This window comes from Corynebacterium sp. HMSC04H06, from assembly GCF_001815935.1.
In the GTDB taxonomy this organism is placed as follows: domain Bacteria; phylum Actinomycetota; class Actinomycetes; order Mycobacteriales; family Mycobacteriaceae; genus Corynebacterium.
The window spans coordinates 21,447-46,845 of sequence record NZ_KV823460.1; the positions used below are offsets into that span (position 1 = coordinate 21,447).

General features: G+C 65.1%; 22 protein-coding genes and 1 tRNA gene. 7 read left to right on the plus strand and 16 right to left on the minus strand.

All coding sequences use genetic code 11. The features are described from left to right. Positions 1–14: 14 nt before the first annotated feature. Both HMPREF3067_RS10585 and HMPREF3067_RS10590 read left to right on the plus strand, forming a co-directional pair. Positions 15–1,355 (plus strand): nicotinate phosphoribosyltransferase, encoded by a 1,341-nt coding sequence (locus tag HMPREF3067_RS10585; RefSeq protein WP_070769686.1) that lies wholly within the window; start codon positions 15–17, stop codon positions 1,353–1,355. Positions 1,356–1,469: 114 nt separating this feature from the next. Then, positions 1,470–3,413: an ATP-dependent DNA helicase gene (locus HMPREF3067_RS10590; protein WP_070769704.1), complete on the plus strand. Its 1,944-nt coding sequence runs from the start codon at positions 1,470–1,472 to the stop codon at positions 3,411–3,413. 34 nt (positions 3,414–3,447) lie between these two features. On the opposite strand, the gene HMPREF3067_RS10595 is transcribed toward HMPREF3067_RS10590, so the two are convergent. The 4 genes from HMPREF3067_RS10595 to nrdF form a co-directional block, all read right to left on the minus strand. Beyond that, positions 3,448–4,203: a peptidyl-tRNA hydrolase gene (locus tag HMPREF3067_RS10595; RefSeq protein WP_070769687.1), complete on the minus strand. Its 756-nt coding sequence runs from the start codon at positions 4,201–4,203 to the stop codon at positions 3,448–3,450. 3 nt (positions 4,204–4,206) lie between these two features. Next, the gene (gene serB, locus HMPREF3067_RS10600) at positions 4,207–5,394 is read right to left on the minus strand and encodes a phosphoserine phosphatase SerB (protein ID WP_070769705.1); all 1,188 of its coding nucleotides are present in this window, start codon (positions 5,392–5,394) and stop codon (positions 4,207–4,209) included. A 152-nt stretch (positions 5,395–5,546) separates the two neighbouring features. Then, positions 5,547–7,247: an aa3-type cytochrome oxidase subunit I gene (ctaD, locus tag HMPREF3067_RS10605; RefSeq protein WP_070769688.1), complete on the minus strand. Its 1,701-nt coding sequence runs from the start codon at positions 7,245–7,247 to the stop codon at positions 5,547–5,549. 348 nt (positions 7,248–7,595) lie between these two features. Then, the gene (nrdF, locus tag HMPREF3067_RS10610) at positions 7,596–8,585 is read right to left on the minus strand and encodes a class 1b ribonucleoside-diphosphate reductase subunit beta (RefSeq protein WP_070769689.1); all 990 of its coding nucleotides are present in this window, start codon (positions 8,583–8,585) and stop codon (positions 7,596–7,598) included. 293 nt (positions 8,586–8,878) lie between these two features. On the opposite strand from nrdF, the gene HMPREF3067_RS10615 reads away from it, so the two are divergent. Further along, the gene (locus HMPREF3067_RS10615) at positions 8,879–9,598 is read left to right on the plus strand and encodes a FadR/GntR family transcriptional regulator (RefSeq protein ID WP_083319282.1); all 720 of its coding nucleotides are present in this window, start codon (positions 8,879–8,881) and stop codon (positions 9,596–9,598) included. A 102-nt stretch (positions 9,599–9,700) separates the two neighbouring features. On the opposite strand, the gene nrdE is transcribed toward HMPREF3067_RS10615, so the two are convergent. The 5 genes from nrdE to HMPREF3067_RS10640 all read right to left on the minus strand — a co-directional run bounded on the left by nrdE (position 9,701) and on the right by HMPREF3067_RS10640 (position 14,718). Beyond that, complete coding sequence (nrdE, locus tag HMPREF3067_RS10620; protein ID WP_141759400.1) at positions 9,701–11,863, minus strand: class 1b ribonucleoside-diphosphate reductase subunit alpha; 2,163 nt, start codon at positions 11,861–11,863, stop codon at positions 9,701–9,703. A gap of 179 nt (positions 11,864–12,042) precedes the next feature. Then, positions 12,043–12,480: a class Ib ribonucleoside-diphosphate reductase assembly flavoprotein NrdI gene (gene nrdI, locus HMPREF3067_RS10625; protein ID WP_070769692.1), complete on the minus strand. Its 438-nt coding sequence runs from the start codon at positions 12,478–12,480 to the stop codon at positions 12,043–12,045. A 19-nt stretch (positions 12,481–12,499) separates the two neighbouring features. Continuing rightward, complete coding sequence (nrdH, locus tag HMPREF3067_RS10630; RefSeq protein ID WP_070769693.1) at positions 12,500–12,739, minus strand: glutaredoxin-like protein NrdH; 240 nt, start codon at positions 12,737–12,739, stop codon at positions 12,500–12,502. 396 nt (positions 12,740–13,135) lie between these two features. Next, a complete protein-coding gene (gene ykgO, locus HMPREF3067_RS10635) occupies positions 13,136–13,258 on the minus strand; it encodes a type B 50S ribosomal protein L36 (protein WP_003847162.1) in 123 nt (40 codons plus the stop codon). A gap of 122 nt (positions 13,259–13,380) precedes the next feature. Continuing rightward, positions 13,381–14,718, minus strand: coding sequence for a sugar porter family MFS transporter (locus HMPREF3067_RS10640; RefSeq protein ID WP_070769706.1), 1,338 nt, complete (start codon positions 14,716–14,718; stop codon positions 13,381–13,383). Positions 14,719–14,744: 26 nt separating this feature from the next. Here HMPREF3067_RS10640 and nadE point away from each other — a divergent pair, with 26 nt between their 5' ends. After that, on the plus strand, positions 14,745–15,569 hold the full coding sequence (gene nadE, locus HMPREF3067_RS10645; RefSeq protein ID WP_070769694.1) for an ammonia-dependent NAD(+) synthetase: 825 nt from the start codon (positions 14,745–14,747) through the stop codon (positions 15,567–15,569). A 16-nt stretch (positions 15,570–15,585) separates the two neighbouring features. Here nadE and HMPREF3067_RS10650 read toward each other — a convergent pair whose 3' ends face one another. The 5 genes from HMPREF3067_RS10650 to pgm form a co-directional block, all read right to left on the minus strand. Continuing rightward, on the minus strand, positions 15,586–16,302 hold the full coding sequence (locus tag HMPREF3067_RS10650) for a fructosamine kinase family protein (RefSeq protein ID WP_070769695.1): 717 nt from the start codon (positions 16,300–16,302) through the stop codon (positions 15,586–15,588). A gap of 96 nt (positions 16,303–16,398) precedes the next feature. Further along, positions 16,399–16,474: transfer RNA gene (locus HMPREF3067_RS10655), tRNA-Ala, on the minus strand. Positions 16,475–16,589: 115 nt separating this feature from the next. Continuing rightward, positions 16,590–17,330, minus strand: coding sequence for a thioredoxin domain-containing protein (locus HMPREF3067_RS10660; protein WP_070769696.1), 741 nt, complete (start codon positions 17,328–17,330; stop codon positions 16,590–16,592). Between the two features lie 71 nt (positions 17,331–17,401). Continuing rightward, positions 17,402–17,863: a MauE/DoxX family redox-associated membrane protein gene (locus HMPREF3067_RS10665; RefSeq protein WP_070769697.1), complete on the minus strand. Its 462-nt coding sequence runs from the start codon at positions 17,861–17,863 to the stop codon at positions 17,402–17,404. A gap of 18 nt (positions 17,864–17,881) precedes the next feature. Beyond that, the gene (gene pgm, locus HMPREF3067_RS10670; protein WP_070769698.1) at positions 17,882–19,504 is read right to left on the minus strand and encodes a phosphoglucomutase (alpha-D-glucose-1,6-bisphosphate-dependent); all 1,623 of its coding nucleotides are present in this window, start codon (positions 19,502–19,504) and stop codon (positions 17,882–17,884) included. 176 nt (positions 19,505–19,680) lie between these two features. Between pgm and HMPREF3067_RS10675 the strand changes: the two genes are divergently transcribed. From HMPREF3067_RS10675 to HMPREF3067_RS10685, 3 genes are read left to right on the plus strand one after another with little or no spacing between them, the layout of a single operon-like run. Next, entirely contained in the window at positions 19,681–21,102 is a 1,422-nt protein-coding gene (locus HMPREF3067_RS10675) for an alanine/glycine:cation symporter family protein (protein WP_070769699.1), read from the plus strand. Between the two features lie 35 nt (positions 21,103–21,137). Further along, positions 21,138–21,452 carry a fluoride efflux transporter family protein gene (locus tag HMPREF3067_RS10680; protein ID WP_070769700.1) on the plus strand — a complete coding sequence of 105 codons (315 nt, stop codon included), beginning with the start codon at positions 21,138–21,140 and terminating at the stop codon, positions 21,450–21,452. Then, positions 21,449–21,850 (plus strand): fluoride efflux transporter FluC, encoded by a 402-nt coding sequence (locus tag HMPREF3067_RS10685; protein ID WP_070769701.1) that lies wholly within the window; start codon positions 21,449–21,451, stop codon positions 21,848–21,850. The genes HMPREF3067_RS10680 and HMPREF3067_RS10685 overlap by 4 nt, the downstream gene beginning before the upstream one ends. A gap of 5 nt (positions 21,851–21,855) precedes the next feature. Here the strand turns inward: HMPREF3067_RS10685 and HMPREF3067_RS10690 are convergent, their stop codons facing one another. Beyond that, positions 21,856–24,405: an ABC transporter permease gene (locus HMPREF3067_RS10690; protein ID WP_070769702.1), complete on the minus strand. Its 2,550-nt coding sequence runs from the start codon at positions 24,403–24,405 to the stop codon at positions 21,856–21,858. 2 nt (positions 24,406–24,407) lie between these two features. After that, a complete protein-coding gene (locus HMPREF3067_RS10695; protein ID WP_070769703.1) occupies positions 24,408–25,172 on the minus strand; it encodes an ABC transporter ATP-binding protein in 765 nt (254 codons plus the stop codon). Positions 25,173–25,399 lie beyond the last annotated feature (227 nt).

Genomic DNA, 25,399 nt, shown 5'->3' on the forward strand with positions numbered 1-25,399 from the left:
GTACACTTCACGATGTGAACGATAGCTCGAATATCACCGCCTCCACTGCCTTACTCACCGACATGTACGAGCTGACCATGCTCCAGGCAGCCCTGCGAGACGGCAGTGCCCACCGCCAAGTCACCTGCGAAGTTTTCTCCCGACGCCTGCCGAACGAGCGCCGCTACGGCGTCGTCGCTGGCACGCCGCGCGTCATCGCGGCCATCCAGAACTTCCGCTTCACCGAGCAGCAGCTGGCCCACCTCGACTTCCTCGACGATGAGACCAAGGACTACCTGCGCAACTACCGCTTTAGCGGCCAGGTGGACGGCTACCGCGAGGGTGAGCTCTACTTCCCGAATTCACCGCTGCTGACCGTGCGCGGCACCTTCGCCGAGTGCATCGTGCTGGAGACCGTCATCTTGTCCATCATGAACGCCGACTCCGCCGTCGCCTCCGCGGCCGCCCGCATGGTCACCGCCGCGGACGGGCGCCCCATCCTGGAGATGGGCGCGCGCCGCACGCACGAATACGGCGCGGTCACCGCCGCCCGCGCGGCCTACCTGGCCGGCTTCGTCGCCACCTCCAACCTGGAGGCCGGCTTCCGCTACGACATCCCGGTCTCCGGCACGGCCGCGCACGCGTGGACGCTGGCACACGTCAACGAGGACGGCAGCGCCAACGAGAAGGCCGCCTTCGCCACCCAGATCGACGTCTTGGGCGCGGGCACGACCCTGCTGGTTGATACCTACGACATCACCCAGGGCGTTATCAACGCCGTGGAGGTCGCCGGCAAGGAACTCGGCGGCGTGCGCATCGACTCCGGCGACTTGGGCGCGGTCACCCGCCGGGTCCGCAAGCAGCTCGATGACCTGGGCAATAACGAGACCAAGATCGTGGTCTCTTCCGACCTGGACGAGTTCGCCATCGCGGGCCTGCGCGGCGATCCGGTGGACGTCTACGGCGTGGGCACCTCCGTGGTCACCGGCTCGGGCGCCCCGACGGCCGGGCTGGTCTACAAGGTCGTGGAGGTCGACGGCCACCCGGTGGCCAAGCGCTCTTCTTCCAAGGAATCCATCGGCGGCGCCAAGCAGGCGCTGCGCACCTACCGCTCCACCGGTGTGGCGGTCGAAGAGGTCGTCTTCCCCTACACGGACACCACCGCCCCAGACGTCGGCGGGCTGGAGACCCAACAGCTGACCATCCCGCTCATGCGCGACGGCCAGGCCGTCGACGACATCCCGGACCTGGACGCCTCCCGCGCCCACCTGGCCGCGGCCATCGGCACGCTGCCCTGGGAGGGCCTGGCCCTGTCCCGCGGCGAGCCGGCCGTGCCCACCCGGGCGATCGGGTTGCTGCCGCCGCACCAGTCCTAGGCCGGTAGACTAACCGGGGTGACAAACGCCCCGCACGACCCAGCAGACCCCGCCGACCCCGTCGACCCCGACAGCGAGTCTTATCGCGAGCCGCTCAACCACTCCACCGAGGAGCTGCTGTCCTCGGCTGTCGAGGCCCTGGGCGGCACCCGGCGCGACGGCCAGATCCGCATGGCGGGTGCGGTGACCAAGGCCCTCGATAGCCAGCGGCATCTGGCCGTGCAGGCCGGCACCGGCACGGGTAAGTCCCTGGCGTACCTGGTCCCGGCCATCCGGCACGCGCACAACACCGGCTCCACCGTGGTGGTCTCCACCGCGACGCTGGCCCTGCAGCGCCAGCTGGTCCAGCGCGACCTGCCCCGCCTGGTCGACGCGCTCGAGCCCATCATGCAGCGCAAGCCCACCTTCGCCATCATGAAGGGCCGCTCGAACTACCTGTGCCTGAACAAGGTGGCGCGGGCCGGGTCCCTGGCCGAGGCGGAGTCCGGCCTCTTCGAGGAAACCGAGGCCACGGGCCTAGGAGCCCAGGTCGCGCGCCTCTACGACTGGGCGGATGAGACCGACACCGGCGACCGCGAGGACCTAGACCGCGGGGTCAGCGACCTCGCCTGGCGCCAGGTCTCGGTGACGGCCAACGAGTGTCTGGGCGCTACCCGCTGCCCGCACGGCGCGAACTGCTTCGCGGAGGCGGCCCGGCACGCTGCGGCCCAGGTGGACGTGGTGGTGACGAACCACGCGCTGCTGGCTATCGATGCCGTCTCCCAGGCCACCATCCTGCCCGAGCACTCGGCCGTCATCATCGACGAGGCCCACGAGCTGGACGGCCGCATCACCTCCGTGTCCACGGCCGAGCTGACCGCCCGCGGCCTCAAGATGGCGGCCAACCGCGTCAAGGCGCTGGGCTCAAACGGGAAGGAAACCCGCCTTTCCGAACAGGCCGACGAGTTCAATATCCTGCTGGACGAGTACTCCCCGGGCCGCTGGGTGGACCTGCCGGATGACGCCAAGTCCCAGTTGTCTTCCCTGGCGAACACGGTCGAGGACATCAAGTCCACCATCAGCCGCGCCCCCGACAACGAGCAGGCCCAGGACCCGGAGAAATATGCCGAGCGCCAGAACCTGACCAACCACCTGGGCTCGATCGTGGAGACCGTCGCGCGGCTGCTCGACGTCTTCGCGACCGGGGATCCGGCCGCGCACGAGGACGTCGTCTGGCTGGATCGCGACAGCCGCAACGGGGCGAACACCCTGGCGGTGGCGCCGCTGTCCATCTCGGAAATGCTCCACGACAACCTCTTCGCCGAGCAGACCGTCGTGCTGACCTCCGCGACCCTGGCTTTGGGCGGGCGCTTCGACGCGATGGCCGCCCAGTGGGGCCTGCCGCAGGGAACCTGGGACTCGCTGGACGTCGGCACGCCTTTCGATCCGGCCAAGTCCGGGATCTTGTACACCGCCGCGGGCCTGCCCCAGCCCGGCCGCGACGGCCTGGCCCCGGCCACGCTCGACGAGCTGCGCCAGCTTATCACCGCCGCCGGCGGGCGCACCCTGGGGCTGTTTTCTTCCCGCCGGGCCGCCCAGCAGGCCGCCGAGGAGTTGCGCCCGAAGCTGCCCTTCGAGGTTTTCCTCCAGGGCGAGGATTCTATCGGCGCGCTGGTGGATAAGTTCAGCAAGCAGGAAAACTCCTGTCTGTTCGGCACGCTGACCCTCTGGCAGGGCGTGGACGTGCCCGGGCCGGCGTGTTCGCTGGTGGTCATCGATCGCATCCCCTTCCCGCGGCCCGATAGCCCCCTGATGCAGGCCCGCACAGAGGCCGCCAAGGCCGCCGGTCGCAACGGCTTCATGGAGGTCTCGGCCACCCACGCTGCCCTCCTCATGGCGCAAGGCGCCGGCCGCCTACTGCGCGCAACTAACGACCGGGGCGTCGTCGCGGTGCTCGACCCCCGCCTGGAGACCAAGCGCTACGGCGGCTTCCTGCGCGCCTCCATGCCGCCCTTCTGGTCCACCACGCGCCTAGAAACCGTGCTAGGCGCCCTCCGGCGGCTCGTAGACAGCCGCTAGAGGCGACCCGGCCAACCCTCATAGCCAACCGGGGCTACTGGGCGCCTAGCGGGCGCCACAGCGCGCAGACCGTGGCCGAATCCGGCGCGATCTCGGTGAACCCGGCGTCGACGACCACCACCGCCCCGGGTTCTTTCTCGGCGCGCTCGAAGGTGGCGTGGTCGACCTCGCGCACACTCAAGGCGAAGCCGGCCTGCTTCCACTCCCACGCCGCCTGGGTATCCAGGATCGCGGCCAGCAGCATGGAGCCGTGGCCCACCTGGGCGGCGGCCTTGCCGGCGCTCATGCCCAGGGAGGTGTCCACGTAGATAACCGGGGCATCGCCTAACGGCTCCCCCGGATGGTCAGCGGGCAAGTCCGTGTGGCCAATCTGCAGCTTACCGATGAGCGGATCCACCTCGTTGACCGCCGAGGGCACAAACGCGCGCGCCACGTCGACCGTCACACCGGGCAGGGCCTGCACGTCGTTCCAGGCCTTGTTGCGGCTGCGGCGGGCGACCTTGCGGATGCGGTGGCCGTACCAGCGCCCCAGGGCCGCTGCGAAGACGGTATCGCCGCCGGCCCGCTCGTCCAGGCAGACGGACACGACCGCCCGCGCGGCCGCTTCCAGCACGCGGTGGCGGGCCGGGGTGTCCTGCTTGGGCAGGTTCAGCGCGATCTGCATGGCCTGGACCGTCTCCGGCTGGTCGGGGTCTTCCTTATCGCGGTGCCAGTCCCGCGAACTACAGGACTCTTTGAGCCGCTGGTGCGCGGTGCCAAAGGAGGCATCGATAGCCTGCTCGGCGCCCATGACCTAGTCCTCCTCGATCTCGGTGGACGGGATGCCCAGCAGCTGCAGGACCTCGTCCAGGTACGGGTGGTTGACCTGGGCGTCGGCCACCTCCTTAAGCGCCGGCTTTGCGTTAAAGGCAATGCCCAGGCCCGCCGCGCTCAGCATGTCGATATCGTTGGCCCCGTCGCCGACCGCGACGGTCTGTGACATGGGCACGCTACAGTCCGCGGCGAATTCGCGCAGGTATTCCGCCTTCGCGGCGCGGTCGACGATCTTCCCGGTCACCTCGCCGGTAAGCTTCCCGTCGCGGACCTCCAGGGTGTTGGCCCACACGTAGTCCAGATACAGCTTTCGGGCGAGCGGCTCGAGGACCTTGGTAAAACCTCCGGAGACCACCGCGACTTTAAAACCCAGGCGCTTCAGCGTGGCCACCGTGGTGCGCGCGCCCGGGGTGAGCTCGATATCTTCGGCGACCTCGGCCAGCACGGACTCGTCCAACCCGCCCAGGGCCTTGACGCGCTCCCGCAGGGACTCGGCGAAGTCGAGCTCGCCGCGCATGGCCCGCTCCGTGACCGCGGCGACCTCTGCCTCGCGGCCGGCGCGGGCCGCCAGCATCTCGATGACCTCGCCCTTAATCAGCGTCGAGTCGCAGTCGAAGCAGACCAGGCGCTTGGCGCGGCGGTGCAGGCCCGCCTCCTCTATGGCAAGGTCGATGCCCAGGCGCCCGGCCAACTCGGCAAGCCGGGCCCGCAGCGCGCACGCGTCGCCGCCCACGGTCACGTCCAGCTCCAAGCCGGTCAGGGGCTGCTGGGACAGGCCGCGGATGCGGTCGATGTTGGTGTCGAAGTTGGCCAGCTCTTGCGCCAGCGCAGCCATCTGTTCGGCGCTCACCGTCGCCCCCATGATGACCACGACGTGGGTCGAGCGCGGCCGCGGAGTACGCCCCGTTCCCACCTCGACGCTAACGGTGTGCTGGTAGATGCTCAGCGTGTTGCGCAGCCCGGCCTCGGCTTTCTCCACTAGGTGCGGGTCTAGGCGCCCGTAGGCGGCCAGCGTGATGCGGCCGGAGAAGATGGCCTGCTCCACGTCCACCAGCTCCACCCCGACGGCGGCCAGCACGCGGAAGAAGGCCGCCGATACCCCGGGCTTGTCCAGGCCCGAGGTCGTAATCACTACGTCCTTTAATGCTTGATTATCCACAGCTTTTATCCTGCCACAGCAGGATGCGGCCGCGGTCACAGCCCCCGAGCTGCCCGCCGCGACGCGGTTAAGGATCGCCAAAAGCCACCTTCTACGGCCCCGGTAAGAACCGGACCTAGAAGGTGGCTTGGTTGGCAGGAGGGTTCAGCGCCTCGTTGACACTACTTAGTGTCCGCGCCGATGTGCGCCTCGGAGCGCATGCGCTCAACCATGTGCGGGTAGTGCAGCTCGAACGCCGGGCGCTCGGAGCGGATACGCGGCAGCGAGTTGAAGTTGTGGCGCGGCGGCGGGCAGGTGGTGGCCCACTCGAGGGAGTTGCCGTAGCCCCACGGATCGTCGACGGTGACGATCTCGCCGTAGCGCCAGGACTTGAACACGTTCCAAATCAGCGGGATGACGGAGGCACCCAGCACGAAGGAGAAGATGGTCGAGATCTGGTTGTAGATGGTGAAGCCGTCGGACTCCAGGTAGTCGGCGTAACGACGCGGCATACCCATGTTGCCGACCCAGTGCTGGACCAAGAAGGTGCCGTGGAAGCCGATGAAGGTCAGCCAGAAGTGAATCTTGCCCAGACGCTCATCCAGCATGCGGCCCGTCATCTTCGGGAACCAGAAGTACAGACCCGCGAAGGCGGAGAAGACCACGGTACCGAACAGGGTGTAGTGGAAGTGAGCAATCAGGAAGTAGGATTCAGCCAGGTGGAAGTCCAGTGCCGGGGAGGCCAGCATGACGCCGGTCATACCACCGAAGAGGAAGGTGGCCATGAAGCCCATGGCGAAGATCATCGGGGTATCCCAGGTGATGTGGCCCTTCCACAGGGTGCCGACCCAGTTGAAGAACTTCATACCGGTCGGGACCGCAATCAGGAACGTCATGAACGAGAAGAACGGCAGCAGGACCGCGCCGGTGACGAACATGTGGTGAGCCCAGACAGCCATCGACAGCGCACCGATGGACAGGGTGGCGAAGATGAGGCCGACATAGCCGAAGACCGGCTTGCGGGCGAAGACCGGGACGACCTCGGAGACGATTCCGAAGAACGGCAGGGCCAGAACGTAGACTTCCGGGTGGCCGAAGAACCAGAACAGGTGCTGCCACAGGATGCCGCCGCCGTTAGCGGAGTCGAAGATGTGGCCGCCCAGCTTGCGGTCGTAGAGAACGCCCAGTGCCGCAGCCAGCAGCAGCGGGAAGATCATCAGGGCCACCACGGAAGCGGTGAAGATGGTCCAGGTGAACACCGGCATGCGGAACATGGTCATGCCCGGCGCACGCAGGGTCAGCACGGTGGTAACCATGTTGATGGCGGAAGCAACGGTACCGACACCGGTAGCGCCGACGCCGACGATCCACATGTCAGCTCCGATGCCCGGGGTGTGGACGGAGTCCGCCAGCGGCAGGTACATGGTCCAGCCGAAGTCGGCAGCGCCGCCCGGGGTCAAAAAGCCTGCCAGCATGACGACACCACCGATGGTGGTGATCCAGAAGCCGAAGGCGTTCAGACGCGGGAAGGCCACATCCGGCGCACCAATCTGCAGGGGCAGGATGTAGTTAGCAAAGCCCCAGACAACCGGGGTTGCGAACAGCAGCAGCATCACAGTGCCGTGCATGGTGAACAGCTGGTTGAACTGCTCGTTGGACAGGAACTGCAGACCCGGCGTGAACAGCTCAGCGCGGATCAGCAGTGCCATCAGGCCACCAAGGAAGAAGAAGCTGAACGACATGATCAGGTACATGATGCCCAGCTGCTTGTGGTCAGTGGTGGTCAACATCATCCAGGCCTTGGAGCCGGTCTTAGCGTGCCCCGTCGGCTCTGGACGTGAAGGCTGGACGTAATCGTCCAACCGTGGCGCCACAGCGGTCATTTATATCCTCCTGACTAGCAAGCGCTTGCCAGCTTTATGCCATACAAGCGCTTAAAAGTTTTACACCGCCTAATCCTAGGCCAACTCCACCCCACTTTGCCAGCCGTTTCTAAGACTCGAATTCGCAGCTGAGTGGCCTGGTGTGACTCGTGTGGCGGCATTGTCGCAGCAAATTGGGCCTATTTTTTGTCAGCCCGGAACCCGCCCGTGAGCGAACGTGGTGTAGCCCACAATTTTTCCCGGGCCAGACCCGCTTCGCCGCCGGTGCAGAGACGAAAATACACCCCCGTGATACGTCATCCTTTCGGTTGACGTATCGGACGGGGGTGTCGGGAACTGAGAAGCTTCTTAGAAGTCCCAGTCGTCGTCGGTGGTCTCCTCCGCCTTGCCGATGACGTAGGAGGAGCCGGAACCGGAGAAGAAGTCGTGGTTCTCGTCCGCGTTCGGCGACAGCGAGGACAGGATGGACGGCGACACGCGGGTCTCGTCCGCCGGGAAGAGGCCCTCGTAGCCCAGGTTGTTGAGGGCCTTGTTGGCGTTGTAGCGCAGGAAGCGCTTGACGTCTTCGGTCCAGCCCAGCTCGTCGTAGAGATCCTCGGTGTAGTCGATCTCGTTGTCGTAGAGATCGTAGAGCAGGTCGAAGGTGTATTCCTTCAGCTCCTGCTGCTTGGCCTCGTCCAGCTTGCGCACGCCCTGTTGGTACTTATAGCCGATGTAGTAGCCGTGGACGGCCTCGTCGCGGATAATGAGGCGGATGATGTCGGCGGTGTTCGTCAGCTTGGCGCGGGACGAGAAGTACATCGGCAGGTAGAAGCCGGAGTAGAACAGAAAGGACTCCAGCAGCGTGGAGGCGACTTTCTTCTTCAGCGGGTCGTCGCCCTCGTAGTAGGACATGACGATCTTGGCCTTCTTCTGGAGGTTCTCGTTCTCCTCGGACCAGCGGAAGGCGTCATTGATCATGGGGGTAGACGCCAGCGTCATAAAGATATTGGAATAGGACTTCGCGTGCACCGATTCCATGAAGGCGATGTTGGTGTAGACCGCCTCCTCGTGCAGGGTGACGGCGTCGTCCAGCAAGCTGACCGCGCCGACGGTGCCCTGGATGGTATCCAGCAGCGTCAGGCCGGTGAAGACCCGCATGGTGGTCTCCTGCTCCTTGTCTGTGAGCGTCTTCCAGCTCGGGATGTCGTTGGAGACCGGGATCTTTTCCGGCAGCCAGAAGTTACCCGTCAGCCGGTCCCAGACCTCGAGGTCCTTTTCGTCCGGAATAGTATTCCAGTTGATTGCCTTAACCGGCTGGTCATGGCCGGAAACATACGCATCGTACTCGTGAGACAACGCAGGTGACCTACCTTCATGGATCGGGGAGTATTACAACCCACCACGATACCCGAGTAGGCCCCGTAATTCCCCGCTGGGCGTCCTAACCTCGGGCTGCGGCCGGTTACCCCTACAAAATAACAATCAGGTCTAGTCCGCCCACAAGCGTTAACGCATCCTTGTAGCCAGCGATAATATCCACGTAAGCGCCTGCTGCCGGGCTCATTACCGCCAGGATTACACCATCGTACCGTGCTCCTGTCCCGCCTTTTCCAACTAATTCCCCAGTCCACGCGCAAGGATTCCAGATTTTGCTTGCCCCTACCTCCCAGCACCCCACTCCCCTACTGAGCTCCGTCCTCGATCAGATAGGCGCCGAGATCATCAACGGCACCATTACCACCGGCCAGACCTTTACCCTGCTGGATATCTGCGCCCGCTTCGATATCTCCCGGACCGTCGCCCGGGAGACCATGCGCGCGCTCGAGCAGATGGGGCTGGTGGCCTCCTCCCGGCGCGTGGGGATCACGGTGCTGCCGATGACCGAGTGGGCAGTCTACGACCAGGCCATCATCAACTGGCGGCTGCAGTCCGAGCGCACGCGCGCCGATCAGCTCGGCTCGCTCAACCAGCTGCGCCTAGCCGTCGAGCCCATCGCCGCCCGCCTGGCCGCCCGGCGCGCTACCGCCGAGGAATGCGCCGAGCTGGCCGCCCTCGCCCGCCGGCTTACCGAGCTGGAGACCTCCCCGCCCTCGCGCGTCGGCGAAGAGCTGGCCACCGACCTGCGCTTCCACACCATGATCCTGCATGCCTCCGGCAACGAGATGTTCGCCGCGCTCGCGCCGTCGCTGCTGTCCATCTTCAAAGGCAAGTCCGTCTTCGGCTCCCCCAAGCGCGACCCGGTCGCCGGTACCACGCAGCTCCACCACGAGCTCGCCGCTGCCATCCGGGACCGCGACCCGGACCGCGCCGAGCACCTCTCGCGCATCATCCTGGACGAAAACCGCGCCAGCTCCCACCGCGACTGGTAAGCGCCAGGTTTAAAGGGCGAGGAAAGAAAAAGAAAGGCCCGAGGGAATCACGGCGATTCCCTCGGGCCCTCTGGCGCTACCGGCGGTCAGCGCGGGCTGCAGCTAGAGCATGCAGGACACGCAGCCTTCGACCTCGGTGCCTTCCAGCGCCATCTGGCGCAGGCGGATGTAGTACAGGGTCTTAATGCCCTTGCTCCAGGCGTAGATCTGGGCCTTGTTGATGTCACGGGTGGTGACCGTGTCCTTGAAGAACAGGGTCAGCGACAGGCCCTGATCCACGTACTTCGTGGCGACCGCGTAGGTGTCGATGATCTTCTCGTAGCCGATCTCGTAGGAGTCCTTGAAGTACTCCAGGTTGTCGTTGTCCATGTGCGGCGCCGGGTAATAGACGCGGCCAATCTTGCCTTCCTTACGGATCTCGATCTTGGAGGCGATCGGGTGGATGGACGACGTCGAGTTGTTGATGTAGGAGATGGAACCCGTCGGCGGCACGGCCTGCAGGTTCCGGTTGTACAGGCCGTCGCGGGCGACGTCCTGCTTGAGCTGCTCCCACTCCTCGGCGGACGGCGTGTGGATGGTCGAGTTTGCGAAAAGCTCCTTGACGCGCTCGGTCTGCGGCTGGAATTCCGCTGGATCGTAGCGGTCGAAGAACTCGCCGGTCGCGTACTCGGACTGCGGGAACTCCGCGAAGGCCTCGCCGCGCTCCTGCGCGATCTTCAGGGAGGCGCGCAGGGAGGCATAAAGCACCGCCGCAAAGTAGGCGTTGGTGAAGTCCAGGGCCTCCTCGGAGCCGTATTCGATGTGCTCGCGCCCCAAGAAGCCGTGCAGGTTCATCTGGCCCAGGCCGATGGCGTGGGACCGATCATTGCCCTGGCGCACGGACGGCACGGAGTCGATAGCCGTCATGTCCGCGACCGCGGTCAGGCCGCGGATGGCGGTCTCGACGGTCTGGGCGAAGTTGTCCGAGTCCATCGTCATGGCGATGTTCAGCGAACCCAGGTTGCAGGAGATATCGTTGCCCAGGGTGCGGTAGGTAAGGTCCGTGTTAAACTCCGACGGGGAGTTGACCTGCAGGATCTCCGAGCACAGGTTGGACATGTTGATCCGGCCCGTCTTGACCGGGTTGGCCCGGTTCACGGTGTCCTCGAACATGATGTAGGGGTAGCCGGACTCGAACTGGATCTCCGCGATGGTCTGGAAGAAGTGACGGGCGTTAATCTTCTTCTTCCGGATGCGCGGATCCTCGACCATTTCCTCGTAGTGTTCGGTCACGGAGATATCCCCGAAGGCCTTGCCATAGACGCGCTCTACGTCGTACGGCGAAAAGAGGTACATGTCGTCGTTGCGCTTGGCCAGCTCGAAAGTGATGTCCGGGATGACCACGCCGAGCGAGAGGGTCTTGATGCGGATCTTCTCGTCCGCGTTCTCGCGCTTGGTGTCCAGGAAGTTCAGGATGTCCGGATGGTGGGCGTTCAGGTAGACCGCGCCCGCGCCCTGGCGGGCGCCCAGCTGGTTAGCGTAGGAGAAGGAGTCCTCCAGCAGCTTCATAACCGGGATGACGCCGGAAGACTGGTTCTCGATGTGTTTGATCGGCGCACCGGACTCGCGGATATTCGACAGCAACAGCGCGACGCCGCCGCCGCGCTTGGACAGCTGCAGGGCCGAGTTGATGGAGCGTCCGATGGACTCCATGTTGTCCTCGATGCGCAGCAAGAAGCAGGACACCAGTTCGCCGCGCTGGGCCTTGCCGGCGTTCAGGAAGGTCGGGGTGGCCGGCTGGAAACGACCGGTCATGATTTCGTCGACGATCTTGCCGGCAAAATCGACGTCGCCGTCGGCCAAGAACAGGGCGGTCATGGCCACGCGGTCCTCGAAGCGCTCGAGGTAGCGGCGGCCGTCGAAGGTCTTCAGCGTGTAGCTGGTGTAGTACTTGTACGCGCCCAGGAAGGACTTGAAACGGAACTTGAAGGCATAAGCCCGCTTGAACAGGTCCTTGATGTCGGAAAACTCGTACTTCTCAATGACCGTCGGGTCATAATACTGGTTGTCCACCAGGTAGCCGATCTTTTCTTCCAGGTCGTGGAAGTAGACGGTGTTCTGGTTGACGTGCTGCAGGAAGAACTGATTGGCAGCCTCACGGTCCTGGTGGAACTGAATCTTGCCGTCTTCGTCGTACAGGTTCAACAGCGCGTTCAACGCGTGATAATCGAGTTTTTCTTCCGGCTTAACCGGCTCTGCCACAGTCTTTCCCAACTGGTTATCCACGGCTGCACTCAGGCCTTTCATCTACTACGTAATGCGCGGGCCGGCGAAGGCGGTTGGCCAGCCGCGTCCCCGCAAGGTAAGACGCGACTGCCAACCGCCCAAGCTAGCCCACGCGATATTTCATGTTTTCAAGTCTATCTGTCCGGCCGCTTCCCCGCGGCCGACTTTTGTTGATTGTCCTATGCGCTCAGGCCGGGCTCCAGCCCTAGCTGCTGCGCATTCGCTAGCAAACCGCCGCGGCAGATCTCCACGTCGTCGGAGCTGCCGAGTAGTTCGAAGCGGTAGACGTACGGCACCTTGCATTTGGCGGAGATAACATCCCCGGCCTTCCCGAAGTCGGTGCCGAAGTTACTGTTGCCTCCCGCGATAACCGCACGGATGAGGCTCCGGTTATGCTCATCGTTTAAGAAACGGATGACCTGCCGGGGAACCGGGCGGGAGTTTTGGTGGTTGATGGACGCTCCCCCGCCGTAGGTCGGGCAGACCAAGACGTAGGGCTCGTTGACAATCAGCGGCTCATCGTTCAGCCGCAGCGGAATACGCGCATTGGGGAAGCCCAGCTTCTCCACGAAGCGGCGCGTATTTTCCGTGGCGGAAGAAAAATACACGACCAACATGGATGTTCCCTGCCCCTAGTTACGCGGTGGCGGCGAGGGTTGCCAGTTCCTTGATGCGGTCCGGGCGGAAGCCGGACCAGTGCTCACCATCAGCTTCCACGACGGGGGCGGAGACATACCCCAGGGCCATGACGTAGTCACGGGCCTCGTCGTCGAGGGAGATATCTACGGACTCGTAGTCCAGGCCGGCACGGTCCAGCGCCTTCTTGGTGGCGTTGCACTGCATGCAGGCGGGCTTGGTGTAGAGCTTGATAGACATGGTGGCAGGTTCCTTAATCCGTTTCGGGGAGGCAGATTCCTTCTTCTCCGGCTTGGCCGCAGAGCGCGTTGCGCGCTCTTCGACGCCCTCTCAAGGCGGCGCCTAGGCCCGCCGGAGCAACACCGACAACACTATACTTTGGGGCAAGTACCCGCAACAGACACAATATCTTGTGCTCCCGCGCGGGATATCCGCAGGACATCCGCAGCTCAAGCCCCACATCTAGGCCGGTGCTCACCAACGACGTAACTACACCGTTGGCATTTCCGCAGGACGAGCCGTTCCATTGTGACAGAATTCACTTACAAGGGTGTAATTACCCCGTAACGCAGAAAGCCGCTCCCCGTGCTGCACTGTTGGTGCGACGGGGAGCGGCTTTCGCGCGTCCGGTTTAGACTAGCCCTGGCGAGCCTTGAAACGCGGATCCTTCTTGTTGATCACGAAGACCTTGCCGTGGCGGCGAATAACCTGGGCGCCCGGCTTCTTCTTCAGCGACCGAAGCGACTTGCGGACCTTCATCGGGCGCTCCTTTCTGAATGCGCAATAAAAATGCGGTTGAATCTATAACAAAGAACGTGCTGAGCAACCTCAGCACTGACACGGGGAAACACTTTACCGTACGTTGCCCCAGACCCCAAAATTCATTCCTGGGGTTGGTAGCGCCGCCGTAGGTCGGCAGAGACCTCTTCGAGGCTGCGCCCCATGGTCTCCGGCACCAGCCCCCGGGTATAGCCGATGGCCACGAGCCCCAGACAGCCGAAGAGCGCAAAGGCCCACGGGCCGGTCAGCCACTCCACCAGCGGAAGGAAGTATTGCGCCACGGCCCAGTTGGTCGCCCACAGGCTGAGCCCGGCAATACCCATGCCGATGCCGCGGATGCCCACTGGCACCAGCTCCGAAATCAGCAGCCACGTGGTGGGCGAGACCGCCGCCTGCTGGAAGGCGATGAAGCTAGCCATCAGCACCAGCGACAGGCCGGCGAAGAGCACCGAGCCCTCCGCCCGCGCGTAGACCACAGCCAGGGCGAACAGGGAGACCACGTTGCCACTCAGGCCGATGAGCAGGAGGCGCTTGCGGCCTACTCGGTCGACCACCTTGAGGCCCACCCAGCACGCCGCCACGGAGACCGCGCCGATGACCATGGAGGTATAGACCGAGTTCTGGGTGGAAATCCCCACCTGGTTCATCATCGTCGGCGCGAAATAAACAATCGCGTTCACGCCGGTAATCTGCTGGGTCAGGCCCATCAGCATGGCCAGCAGGACGGTCACCTGCAGCCAGCGCGCGGACTTCAGCCGCGAAAACTCGCTGCCGTCGGTCTGGTGGTGCTGACTGTCGGCGACCTCGTCCAGCTCCAGCCCGACCCGGCTGGCCACCCGGCGGGCGTCCTCGATGCGGCCGCGGGCGACCAACCAGACGGGAGTATCCGGCAGGAACCACATGCCCAGCGCGAGCGCCGCGCCCGGGATGGCCGCGGCCGCCAGCATCAGGTGCCAGCTGCCCAGCCCCGCCAGCGCGGAGTTGACCAGGTAGGCCAGCAGCTGCCCCACCACGATCATCAGGGTATTGAGCGAGACCAGCTTGCCGCGCACGGCCGTGGGCACCATCTCCGAGATATACATGGGCGAGACGACGGAGACCGCGCCGACCGCCAGGCCCAGGAAGGCCCGCGCGGCCGCCAGCATCATCACCGATCCGGACAGTGCACACCAAATGGAGCCCACCACGAAGACGACGCCGCCCAGGATGAGCGTCCGCCGCCGCCCCAGGGATTCCGCCACGCGGCCGGCGCTGAGCGCACCGATGGCGGCACCGATGAGCAGCGCCGAGGTCACCCAGCCCTCCTCGTGGGCGTTCATTCCGAACTGGGGGGAAATAAACAGCAACGCACCGCTCATCACGCCGGTGTCGTAGCCGAAGAGCAAGCCGCCCAGCGCCGCTACCGTCGCCACCGTTTTAATATAAGAACTTTGCTTCACGTCCCACATTGTCGCACTCCACTACGATGAAGCACATGTCACCAGATCCGAACCCCACCCAGTCCGAAATCATAAAAGCCCTGCACACCCGGCCCTTAATCGATCCAGCAAAGGAGGTCAAGCAGCGCGTCGACTTCCTGGTTAATTACCTCGAGACCACCCGCGCGGCAGGCTACGTCCTAGGAATTTCGGGCGGCCAGGACTCCACCCTGGCCGGCCGGCTGGCCCAGCTGGCCTGCGAGCAGGTCGACGGCGCGGCCTTCTGGGCCGTGCGCCTGCCCTACGGCCAGCAGGCCGACGAGGACGACGCCCAGGTGGCCCTGGACTTCATCCAGCCCGATCACCGCTTGGACTTAGACATCGCCCCGGCTACCGATGCCCTCTCCGCCGCCGCGGCCGATTCCTTGGGCCAGGACGCGCTCGGCGACTTCAACCGCGGCAACGTCAAGGCCCGCCTGCGTATGGTCGCCCAGTACGCCGTGGCCGGCGAGAAGAACCTCTTGGTAATCGGCACCGACCACGCCGCGGAAAACGTCACCGGATTCTTCACCAAATGGGGCGACGGTGCAGCGGATCTCCTCCCGCTCGCCGGCCTCAACAAGCGGCAGGGCGCGCAACTGCTAGTACACCTCGGCGCGCCGCGCTCGACCTGGGCCAAGGTGCCCACCGCCGATCTGGAAGACAACAAGCCGGGCCTGCCGGACGAGGAGGCGCTGGGCGTTAGCTATTCCGACATCGACGACTACCTGGAGGGCAAGCCGGTCCCCTCCGCGGCCGCCGCCACCATCGAGCGCCTCTGGCGCGCCGGCGCACACAAGCGCCAGATGCCGCAGGGCCCTAGCCCGCTATAGCTCCTCCCCCGCGCGCCTAGTAGCGCTCGAGCACGCCGCGCGCGGCCGCGACCAGCGGGCGCTGGTAGGCCCGCCCGTGGGTCATGGCGTGCACCGCCAGCGGGTGCAGCTGGTGCAGGTCGAAGTCGACCTTCGGATCGCCATAGCCGGCCAGAATCTCGTCGAAGTACGGGGCGCCGAAAAGCTCCAACATCGCCAGGTCCGTGTGCGGATGCCCACCGTGGGCCGCCGGGTCGATGACCACAGCGCCGCCCTCGCTAAACAGCAGGTTGCCGGCCCACAGGTCGCCGTGAATGCGGGCGGGTTCCACGTCGAAGTCGGTCGCGGCGATGGCCTGGCAGGCCCGCTCCACCGTGTCCAGGTCACCGGCGGAAAGGCCCGCCCCGCGGGCGAAGGGCAGCACACGCTGCTGGGCGTAGAAGGTGCCCCACGAATCACTCGGGATGCAGTCCTGTACGACGCGGCCGATGAAGTTCTTGCCCTCCCAGCCCGCAGGCGGGCAGCCAAAGGCCTCGGCCCCGGCGGCATGGATCCGGCGCAGGCGCCGGCCGAATTCGCGCGCCGCCTCCGCCGTGGGGGCGACCGGTTCCACCCGCTCGGTGCGCAGGTAGCTCTGCCCTACCTCGACGACCTCCACGACGGCCTCTGGCACCGCCTGGTGCAGCCAGCGCAGGCCCGCGGCCTCCGCCCCGGCTTGATCGGGTTGGGCAACGTCCTTGGTAAAAGTAGCCATCCCACCATCCTAACCAAATCTCACCCCGGCGAACCGAGCGCGCGGGCAGACACAGCAAAACCCGGGCCAACTGAGCTGAACCCGGGTTTTAAAAATTGGTGGAGCTAACGGGATTCGAACCCGTGACCCCCACACTGCCAGTGTGGTGCGCTACCAGCTGCGCCATAGCCCCGCATGCCGTGCATTAGACACCGTGCGGTATCTAGTGCGGCAACTCGTATTAATCTACACGCTGGCGAAGGCGCGAACCAAATCGCCAGCGTGAGCTAATTTTTCTCCGGCCGAGCCTACTTGGCTACCTGGTCGACCCAGGCGCCCAGATCAGAGGTCAGCTCCAGCTCTTCACCGTCGACGAAGATGCGCGGGGAGGACACGGAACCGGAGTCCTTCTCCAGCTTGTGATAGTTGGCGGCGGCAAATTCCTGGCCGGTGCTCAGATCCATGCCCTTGATCTTGTCTACGGCGTCGCCGGAGGCGTCGAAAGCCTTGGCGGCGTCAGCCATTTCCTCGGCGCCCCACTGGCGGGCGACATCCTGCTGGTCCTCGAGCAAGACCTTGCGCAGGTTCCAGTAGGCGTGGACGTCGCCGTCTTCCGCCAGAGCGCGGGCCGCGGTGGCCGCCTGGGTGGAGTAGCCGTCAAGCTTTTCCGGATCGTCCTCGCCGTCCATGAAGTTCAGGGTGCGGATGTGGACGACCATCTTGCCGTCCTCGATGGCCTGGGCCATCTTTTCGTCAGAGGCGACTGCCAGCTCCGCGCAGTGCGGGCAAGAGAAGTCCTCGTACAGGTCGACAACCGGGGCATCGTCCTTGGTGTTGGCGGACTTGAGTACCACGGAGTGGTCCTCGTACTGCATATCCAGGTTGACGTCGACGGCGCGGTCGGCCAGCTCATCGGTCTTCGCGCTCTGGCCGTTCCAGATGATGTAGCCGATAACGACGGCGACGATGACCAGCAGGGCTACCAGGCCCCACAGGAACCCAGACTTGCCGCTGGCGTTCGGGTCCGTGACTTTCCGAGAATTACTCACTTACTCCACTCATCCTTGGTTTAGGGTTGTTTGCGGTCTTTGCACCTGGGAATAGCCTACCCAAGCAAGCCTTAGGGGTAAATTGCGAACCTCTTGAACGGACGCACCCAAATCCAGACCATGAGCACGAGGAAGAAGAGATCGCGCCCCAGGGTCTTGACGTAGTCCATGACTTGGTCAGTGTTGGCCGGATCGACTTCGAAACAGCCGCAGTCGATGTCCAGTCCACGGGCCCAGGCTTGGCCAATGCCGATCATGAATAGCACCAGCACGATGATGCCCACCTTGGCTGCCGAGCGCATGAACAGGCCCAGAAGCAGCAGGACACCGCCGGCGATTTCCAGCGGGCCAATGAGATAGGCCAAGTAGTGCGACCATTCCGGCGTGAAGATCTGATAAGCCTCGATGGTCTGGGTCATCGTAAAGTGCTTGTTGAGTTTCTCCACACCTGCGGCGATCCAGATATACGCCATGAAGAAGCGCGCGAAGGCGCTAACGAGGTCGAGAATCAGGCTTTTATCGAGTTTCTTCACGCTTGAACAGTTTACACATTACTCGGCGCTGCTCAATGCGTCCTTGACCACATCGACAGCCTCTTTCAGAACTTGTTCCAGGTGTTTTTCACCCAGGAAGGACTCCGCGTAGATCTTGTACTTGTCCTCCGTACCCGAGGGGCGCGCGGCGAACCAGGCGTTTTCGGTGACCACCTTGAGCCCACCCAGGGCCGCTCCGTTGCCCGGAGCCTCGGTGAGGTTGGCGCGGATGTCCTCCCCGGCCAGCTGCGTCGCCGTGACCGCGTCCGGACTAAGCCCCTTGAGGACGGCCTTGACGGCGCGGTCGGCGGGCTCGTCGATGCGCGCGTAGGCGGAGCTGCCCAGCTGTTCAGTCAGCTCCTGGTAGCGCTGGGACGGCGACTGCCCGGTCACCGCCTGAATCTCGGCAGCGAGCAGGTTCATGATGATGCCGTCTTTGTCGGTGGTCCAGGTGCTGCCGTCGAAGCAGAGGAAGGACGCGCCGGCGGATTCCTCGCCGCCGAAGGCTAGGGAGGCGTCCTGCAGCCCCGGCACGAACCACTTGAAGCCGACGGGGACCTCCACCAGCTCCCGTCCCAGGCGGCCCGCCACCCGGTCAATGAGCGAGGAGGACACCGCGGTCTTGCCGATCCCGGCACCTTCCCAGTCGGGACGGTGCGAAAAGAGGTAGTCCACGGCCACCGCGAGGTAGTGGTTGGGGTCCATCAGCCCGGCGTCCGAGGTGACGATTCCGTGCCGGTCCGCGTCCGCGTCGTTGCCGGTGGCGATGTCGTAGGTCTCCCGGTTGGCAATCAGCGAGGCCATCGCCGCCGGGGAGGAGCAGTCCATCCGGATCTGGCCGTCCTTGTCCAGGGTCATAAACCCGAAGGTGGCGTCCACGTGCGGGTTGACCACGGTCAGCTGCAGCCCGTAGCGCCGGGCGATCTCCGGCCAGTAGTCCACCGCCGCCCCGCCCATCGGGTCCGCGCCAATGCGCACGCCCGCCTTGGCGATGGTCCGCAGGTCCACCACTTTGTCGAGGTCGTCGACGTAGGAGCCCAGGAAGTCGTAGGTCGCCAGGCCCGGGTCCGTGCCCCCGGCAACGTCGGCTCGTTCGACGCCCTCGAGGCCGGCGCGCAGGTAGCCGTTGGCGCGGTCGGCTATCCAGTCGGTCGCCGCGGAGTCGGCCGGGCCACCCGTCGGCGGGTTGTACTTAAAGCCGCCGTCGCGCGGCGGGTTGTGGGACGGGGTGACCACAATGCCGTCGCTGCCCGGGTGGGTGACGATGGCGCGGGAGACCGCCGGGGTCGGGGTGTAGCCGCCGCGGGCATCGACCCGCACGTCCACCCCGCGGGCGACGAGGACCTGCAGCGCCGAGACCATCGCCGGCTCGGACAACGCGTGGGTATCCCGGCCGATAAACAGCGGGCCGGCGATACCGTGTTCGGTGCGGTAGTCCACGATGGCCTGGGTGATAGCCCAGATATGCCATTCGTTAAACGCCGCGTCCAGGCTGCTGCCACGGTGGCCGGAGGTGCCAAAGACCACCTCCTGGCCCGGGGTGTGGACGTCGGGGCGGAGCGCATAGTAGGAGGTCACCATGTGGGCGATGTCGTCGCGGTCTTCCGGGCGGGCCGGCTGTCCGGCGCGGGGGTGGGCCATGGCGGGTTCCTCTCGTCGCGGTTTAGGGAGGCCAGTGCTGGCACGGGCCCTTGCGACTTCATTGTCGCCCGCGCGGCCGCGGCGCGCAGCGTGAGCACACCTGCCTTTTACCCCCGCCGCACAAATTTGTTGTCATTTAGGTCACAAATCAGTGTGGCGGCGGGTACATTCCAAGAATGGACTCGTTACAGAATTTGCTCGACTCGGTGGGCTCCGTCGTCTGGGGCCCGTTCTTCCTTATCCCCCTGCTGCTGTTGACCGGCCTCTTTTTGACCATCCGAATGGGTGGCCTGCAGTTTCGCGCCCTCGGCCGTTCCCTGCGCGCGGTGTTCAGCCGCGACGACTCGGATGATTCCACCGACGGTGATATTACGAACTACCAGGCGCTGACCACGGCGCTGGCCGCCACCGTGGGTGTCGGCAACATCGTGGGTGTGGCCACGGCCCTGTCCATCGGCGGGCCGGGCGCCCTGTTCTGGATCTGGGTCACCGGCCTGGTCGGCATGATCACCAAGTACACGGAGGCCTATTTGGGCGTCCGTTTCCGCGTCACCGACGGCCGCGGGGAGCAAATCGGCGGCCCGCAGATCTACCTCAAGCGCGGCATCCGCGGGCCCCTGGGCAAGATCCTCGGCGTGGCCTTCGCCATCTTCGCGGTCTTCGCCTCCTTCGGCATCGGCAACCTCACACAGGGAAACGCCATCGCTTCCAACATGGAGTCCACCTTCGGCATCGACCCGGTCGCCTCGGGCGCCATCATGTTCGTCGCCATCGGCGCGGTGCTGCTCGGCGGCATCCAGGCCATCGGCCGCATTACCTCCGCCTTCGTGCCGCTGATGATCATCATCTACGTGGTCGGCGGGATCATCGTGCTCATCACCAACGCCGGGGCGCTACCGGAGGCCCTGGCCACGGTCTTCATCGACGCCTTCACCGGCACCTCGGCGGCCGGCGGCTTCACCGGCGCCGGCATCATCATGGTCATCCAGTTCGGTGTCGCCCGCGGCATCTTCTCCAACGAGTCCGGCATGGGTTCCGCCGCGATTGCCGCCGCGGCCGCCAAGACCCCGCACCCGGCCCGCCAGGCTTTCGTATCCATGACCCAGACCTTCATCGACACCCTCGTCGTGGTCTCCATCACCGGCCTGGCCATCGTGGTGACCGGCACCTGGGACGAAGGTCGCGAGAACGCCGCCACCATGACTGCCGACGCCTTCTCCGTCGGCCTGCCCGGCCACTGGGGCGGCACCATCGTCTCCCTGTCCATCATCTTCTTCGCCTTCTCGACCATCGTGGCGTGGTCCTACTACGGCGAGCGCGCGCTGGCCTCCCTGGTGGGCACCATCGCTACCCTGCCCTACCGCATGTTCTTCACCGTCGTCGTCTTCGTCGGCGCCGTCACTGAGCTGGATCTGGTCTGGTCCTTCTCCGACCTGGCTAACGGCCTGATGGCGGTGCCCAACCTCATCGGCCTGCTCATCCTCTCCGGGCTGGTGGCTCGCGAGACCAAGGCCTACCTCAAGTTCGATCCGGGCCTAAACCGCCCGTTCACCGAGGTGCGTGAGTTCACCGAAGCCCAAGGGATGGACTGGAAGTAGCCGTCTTGCCGCGGCTAGCACTAGCATAGGAGACTATGCGCGAAGCTCTGATTGTCGGCGCCGGGGCTGCCTTGGGCGCTGTTGCCCGGGTCGGGCTCATGGCGTTTTTTGCCCAGGCGTGGTGGCCGCTGCTGGCCATCAACGTTGCCGGCTCAGCGCTCATGGGGTATTACCGGCCCGGGCTTTTCTGGTCGACCGGGGTGCTCGGGGGATTTACCAGCTTCGCCACCTTCGCCCTGCTCAGCTCGGAGCTCAGCCCCGGCGCCGCGGCCGCCTACGTGGCGGCCACGCTGCTAGGCTGCGTCGGCGCGTACCTGGCCGGTGCGCACTTCGGGGGTGAGCGGTCATGACGGCGCTAAGCCTCAACACGCTGCTCATCCTCGCCGCGGTAGGGCTGGGCGCGTTTCTAGGGGGCATGTTGCGCTACGGCCTATCCCGCCTTATGCCAAGCCCGACCGGCACCTTCGCGGCGAATATCCTGGGCTCGCTCGCCCTGGGCCTGACCGTGGGGTTTTTCCGCCTGGGCGGCTGGGAGACCGGCCCATGGGGTTCCGTGGCCTATATGGGCCTGACCGGTGGCTTCGCCGGCGGGCTGTCCACCTGGTCCACTTTTGCGCGGGAGCTGGGAGACATGCTTAAGACCCGCCACTGGGGGCGGGCCTTGCGGTATGCGGCTATCACTGTAGCGATTGGCATCATCGCCGCGTGGCGCGGGGTGATCTGGGCCGAGCGAATTTGGTTCGGCTAGCGGCTTTAAGAGGAGATGGCCTCCAGCGGCGGGGTCTTCGCGGCCCGGCCGGCCGGCCAAAGGGCGGCGATCACGCCCACCACGCCGGAGCCGACCAACATGATGGCCAGCTGGCCCCACGGGACGGTGGCCTCGTCGAGGCCCTGGTCGGACATGACCTGGATGAAGGACCAGCCCAGCCCCAGGCCGATGAGGATGCCCATGACCGCGCCGAAGATGGCGATCTGGACCGCCTCCAGGGTGATCATGGTGCGGATCTGGCCGCGCTGGGTGCCAACGGCGCGCAGCATGCCGATCTCCTGGCGGCGCTCGATGACGCCTAGAGTCAGGGTGTTGACGATGCCGAGCACGGCGATGACCACGGCCAACGCCAGCAGCGCGTAGAGGATGGAGAGCATCTGATCGATGGCGCCGGCGGACTCGCTGGCGTATTCCTCGCCGGTGGCGACCTGGACGACCACGAGGTCCTTGACGGCCTCTTCCAGGTTGCTGCGCAGCTCCTCCAGATCGGTGCCCTCGGCGGCGTTGACGCCCACCATCTGGGTGGTCAACGCGTCCTGCGGGACCAGTTCCTCGACCAGGGCCTGGTTAATAGCGAAGCCCTGGATCATCTGGTTCGGCTCGAAGGTGCCGATGAGCTTGGCATCGACCGCCTCGCCGATGCCACCGGCCTTGGTCATCGGGTAGGTCTGCCCCACCTGCCAGCCGTGCTCGGCGGCGTAATCGGTGGTGGCGATGAAGCCGGGCTCGGCCTCGAAGTTGACGTTGCCTTCCGCCACGTCCAGCTGGAAGAGGTTTTCCGGGTTAGTGTCCATGACCATAGACTGCTGGAAGCGGGGGCCGTAGTCCAGGCTGGCCTGCCCATCGATGGCGACCGGCGCCATGGACAGCGAGAGCACTTCCCCTACCCCGTCGGCCTCGCGGGCCTTGTCGGCGGTATCATTCGGCGTCGGGAAGGAACCCGACTGCGGGCCGGCCAGGATATAGTCGGCCGAGAGCTTGTCATCCAGCACGTTGGAGATGGACGTCTTCATCGTCGCACCCAACATACCGATCGCGGTGACGAGCGCGATGCCCAGGATCAGTGCGAAGGCGGTCGCGGCCGTGCGGCGCGGGTTGCGCCGGGAGTTGGTCGCGGCCAGGCGGCCGATGGCCCCGAAGGGGGCACCGAAGACCTTGCCCAGAACCGGCACGATGGGCAGCGAGAACGCCGGGCCGGCGAGGAAGAAGCCCACGATGACAAAGAGGGCGCCCACGCCAACTAGGACGGCGCGCAGGGTAGTCTCGGCATCGATAAGCGCGCCCGTGGCCGCCAGGGCCGCGCCGAGCACCAGCACGAGGCCGCCGATGATGGTGCGCACCTTGAGCGAGGATCCGGCAGCGGACTCGGTGGTGCGCATCGCCTCGACCGGCTCCACCGCGCCCGCCCGCTGGGCCGGCATCCAGGCGGAGACCACCGTGACGATGGTGCCGAGCACCAGCGGGACCAGGATGGCGGAGGCGGACAGGCCCAGCGAGTCGTCCATCGGCATGCCCTGGCCGTTCATGACGGCCTTGATGATGGATACCAGGCCGATGCCCGCGACGACGCCCAGGGCGGAGCCGATGAGCCCCACGATGAGGGATTCCATGACCACCGAGCCGGTGATCTGGCCGCGGGAGGCGCCCAGGGCGCGCAGGAGCGCGAATTCCTTGGTCCGCTGAGCGACGATCATGGAGAAGGTGTTCGCGATGATGAAGGTGCCCACCAGCAGCGCGATGAGCCCGAAGGCGATGAGGAAGTAATTGACGAACTTCAGCGCCCCGGAGATGGTCTCGGACAACTCGTCGGCCAGCTTCTGGCCAGACTCGGCCTCGACCTCGTAGGTCGCGTTGAGGTGGTCGACCAGCTGGTCAGCGCTTACCCCCTCGGCCGCGGCCACGCGCAGCTGCTGGGAGTCACCGTAGGCCTCGTTGAAGCCCTCGGCGTCCATTGACAGGGTCAGCCCGGAGCCCTGCTCGATAGCCGGCTCAACGACGCCGGAGATAGTCATCCGGTCCTGCTTGTCCGGGTGGACCACGACGACCTCGTCGCCGATTCCGATGCCGAATTTCTCAGCCGCCCCGGAGTTGACGACGACCTCGTTGGTGCCCTGCGGGGCGTTGCCCTCGACGAGCTCCGCCGGCTGCCCCACCGTGTCCTCGGGCGCGTAATACGGCACCAGCGCGGAGGTACCACCCTGGGTCTGGAAGGCCTCGGAGTCGGAGTTGGCCACCACGACCGTCTGGCTCGACTCCATGTTGACGCCGCCGACTTGCGGGTCGTCCGCCAATTTCTGCCGCATCTCCGCGTTAAGAAGCGGGCCGCCCTCCTTCTGGGAGACGGCCGCGTCCACGCCGGTAAAAGAATTCGACACCGCGGAGTCGAACGTCGAGGACAGCGAGTTGGTAAACATGAACGAGCCCGCGATGAACGCGGTGCCCAGCACCACGGCCAACACCGTCAGGCCCAGCCGCAGCTTGTGGGCCAGGATATTGCGCAGGGACACCCTGCGCATGGTTTTGCTCTTGCCCATACTTAGCTCTCAATCTCCGCCATGATCTGGTGGATGGCCTCCATGGAGGGATCCTCCAGCTCGTGCACCAAGCGGCCGTCGGCCAGGAAGACGATCCGGTCTGCGTACGATGCCGCCTTGGCGTCGTGCGTAACGATGACGACGGTCTGCCCGTCCTGGTCGACACTGGTGCGCAGGATGTCCAGGACCTCGGCGGAAGAATTGGAGTCCAGGTTGCCGGTCGGCTCGTCGCCGAAGATAATTTCCGGGCGAGAGACCAGCGCGCGGGCGCAGGCCACACGCTGCTGCTGGCCGCCAGAGAGCTCAGCCGGGCGGTGCTCCAGGCGCTGCGCCAGGCCCAGGCGCGTGGTGATCTCATCGAACCACGCCTTGTCCACCTTCTTGCCGGCGAAATCCACCGGCAGGGTGATGTTTTCTGCCGCGGTCAGCGTCGGGACCAAATTGAAGGACTGGAAGATAAAGCCGAGGCGGTCGCGTCGCAGGGCAGTAATCTCCCTATCGCTAAGTTGCGACAGGTCCGTCTCCCCGATGAACGCCGCACCGCTGGTCGCCGAGTCCAGACCCGCCATGGTGTGCATCAGCGTGGACTTGCCGGAGCCCGACGGCCCCATAATGGCCGTGAATTCCTGCTGGCGGAAGTCGATGGTCACGTGATCCAGTGCGGTAACAGAAGTTTCCCCTTGGCCGTACTGCTTAAACAGCTCGATGGCCCGGGCTGCAACCGCCGGGGTCGACGCGCCGACGGGAGAAGCGGCAGAATGATTCATAATTTCACTTTCTTACCTGTAGATAACAACTATTACAGTTTAGCGTGCCAGACAACCTGTCGCATCACCACCCCTCAAAGCAATACAGACAACCGGGCACCCCGCCAGCTCGACAGACAACTCCGACTAAGACTCGCGAGAATAGACCCAAGGATCGAAAAAAGGAGGGCTCGCGGCCTGTGGCCGGGAACCCTCCCTTGGTTATTGAATTATGTGTTGTTGTTTGG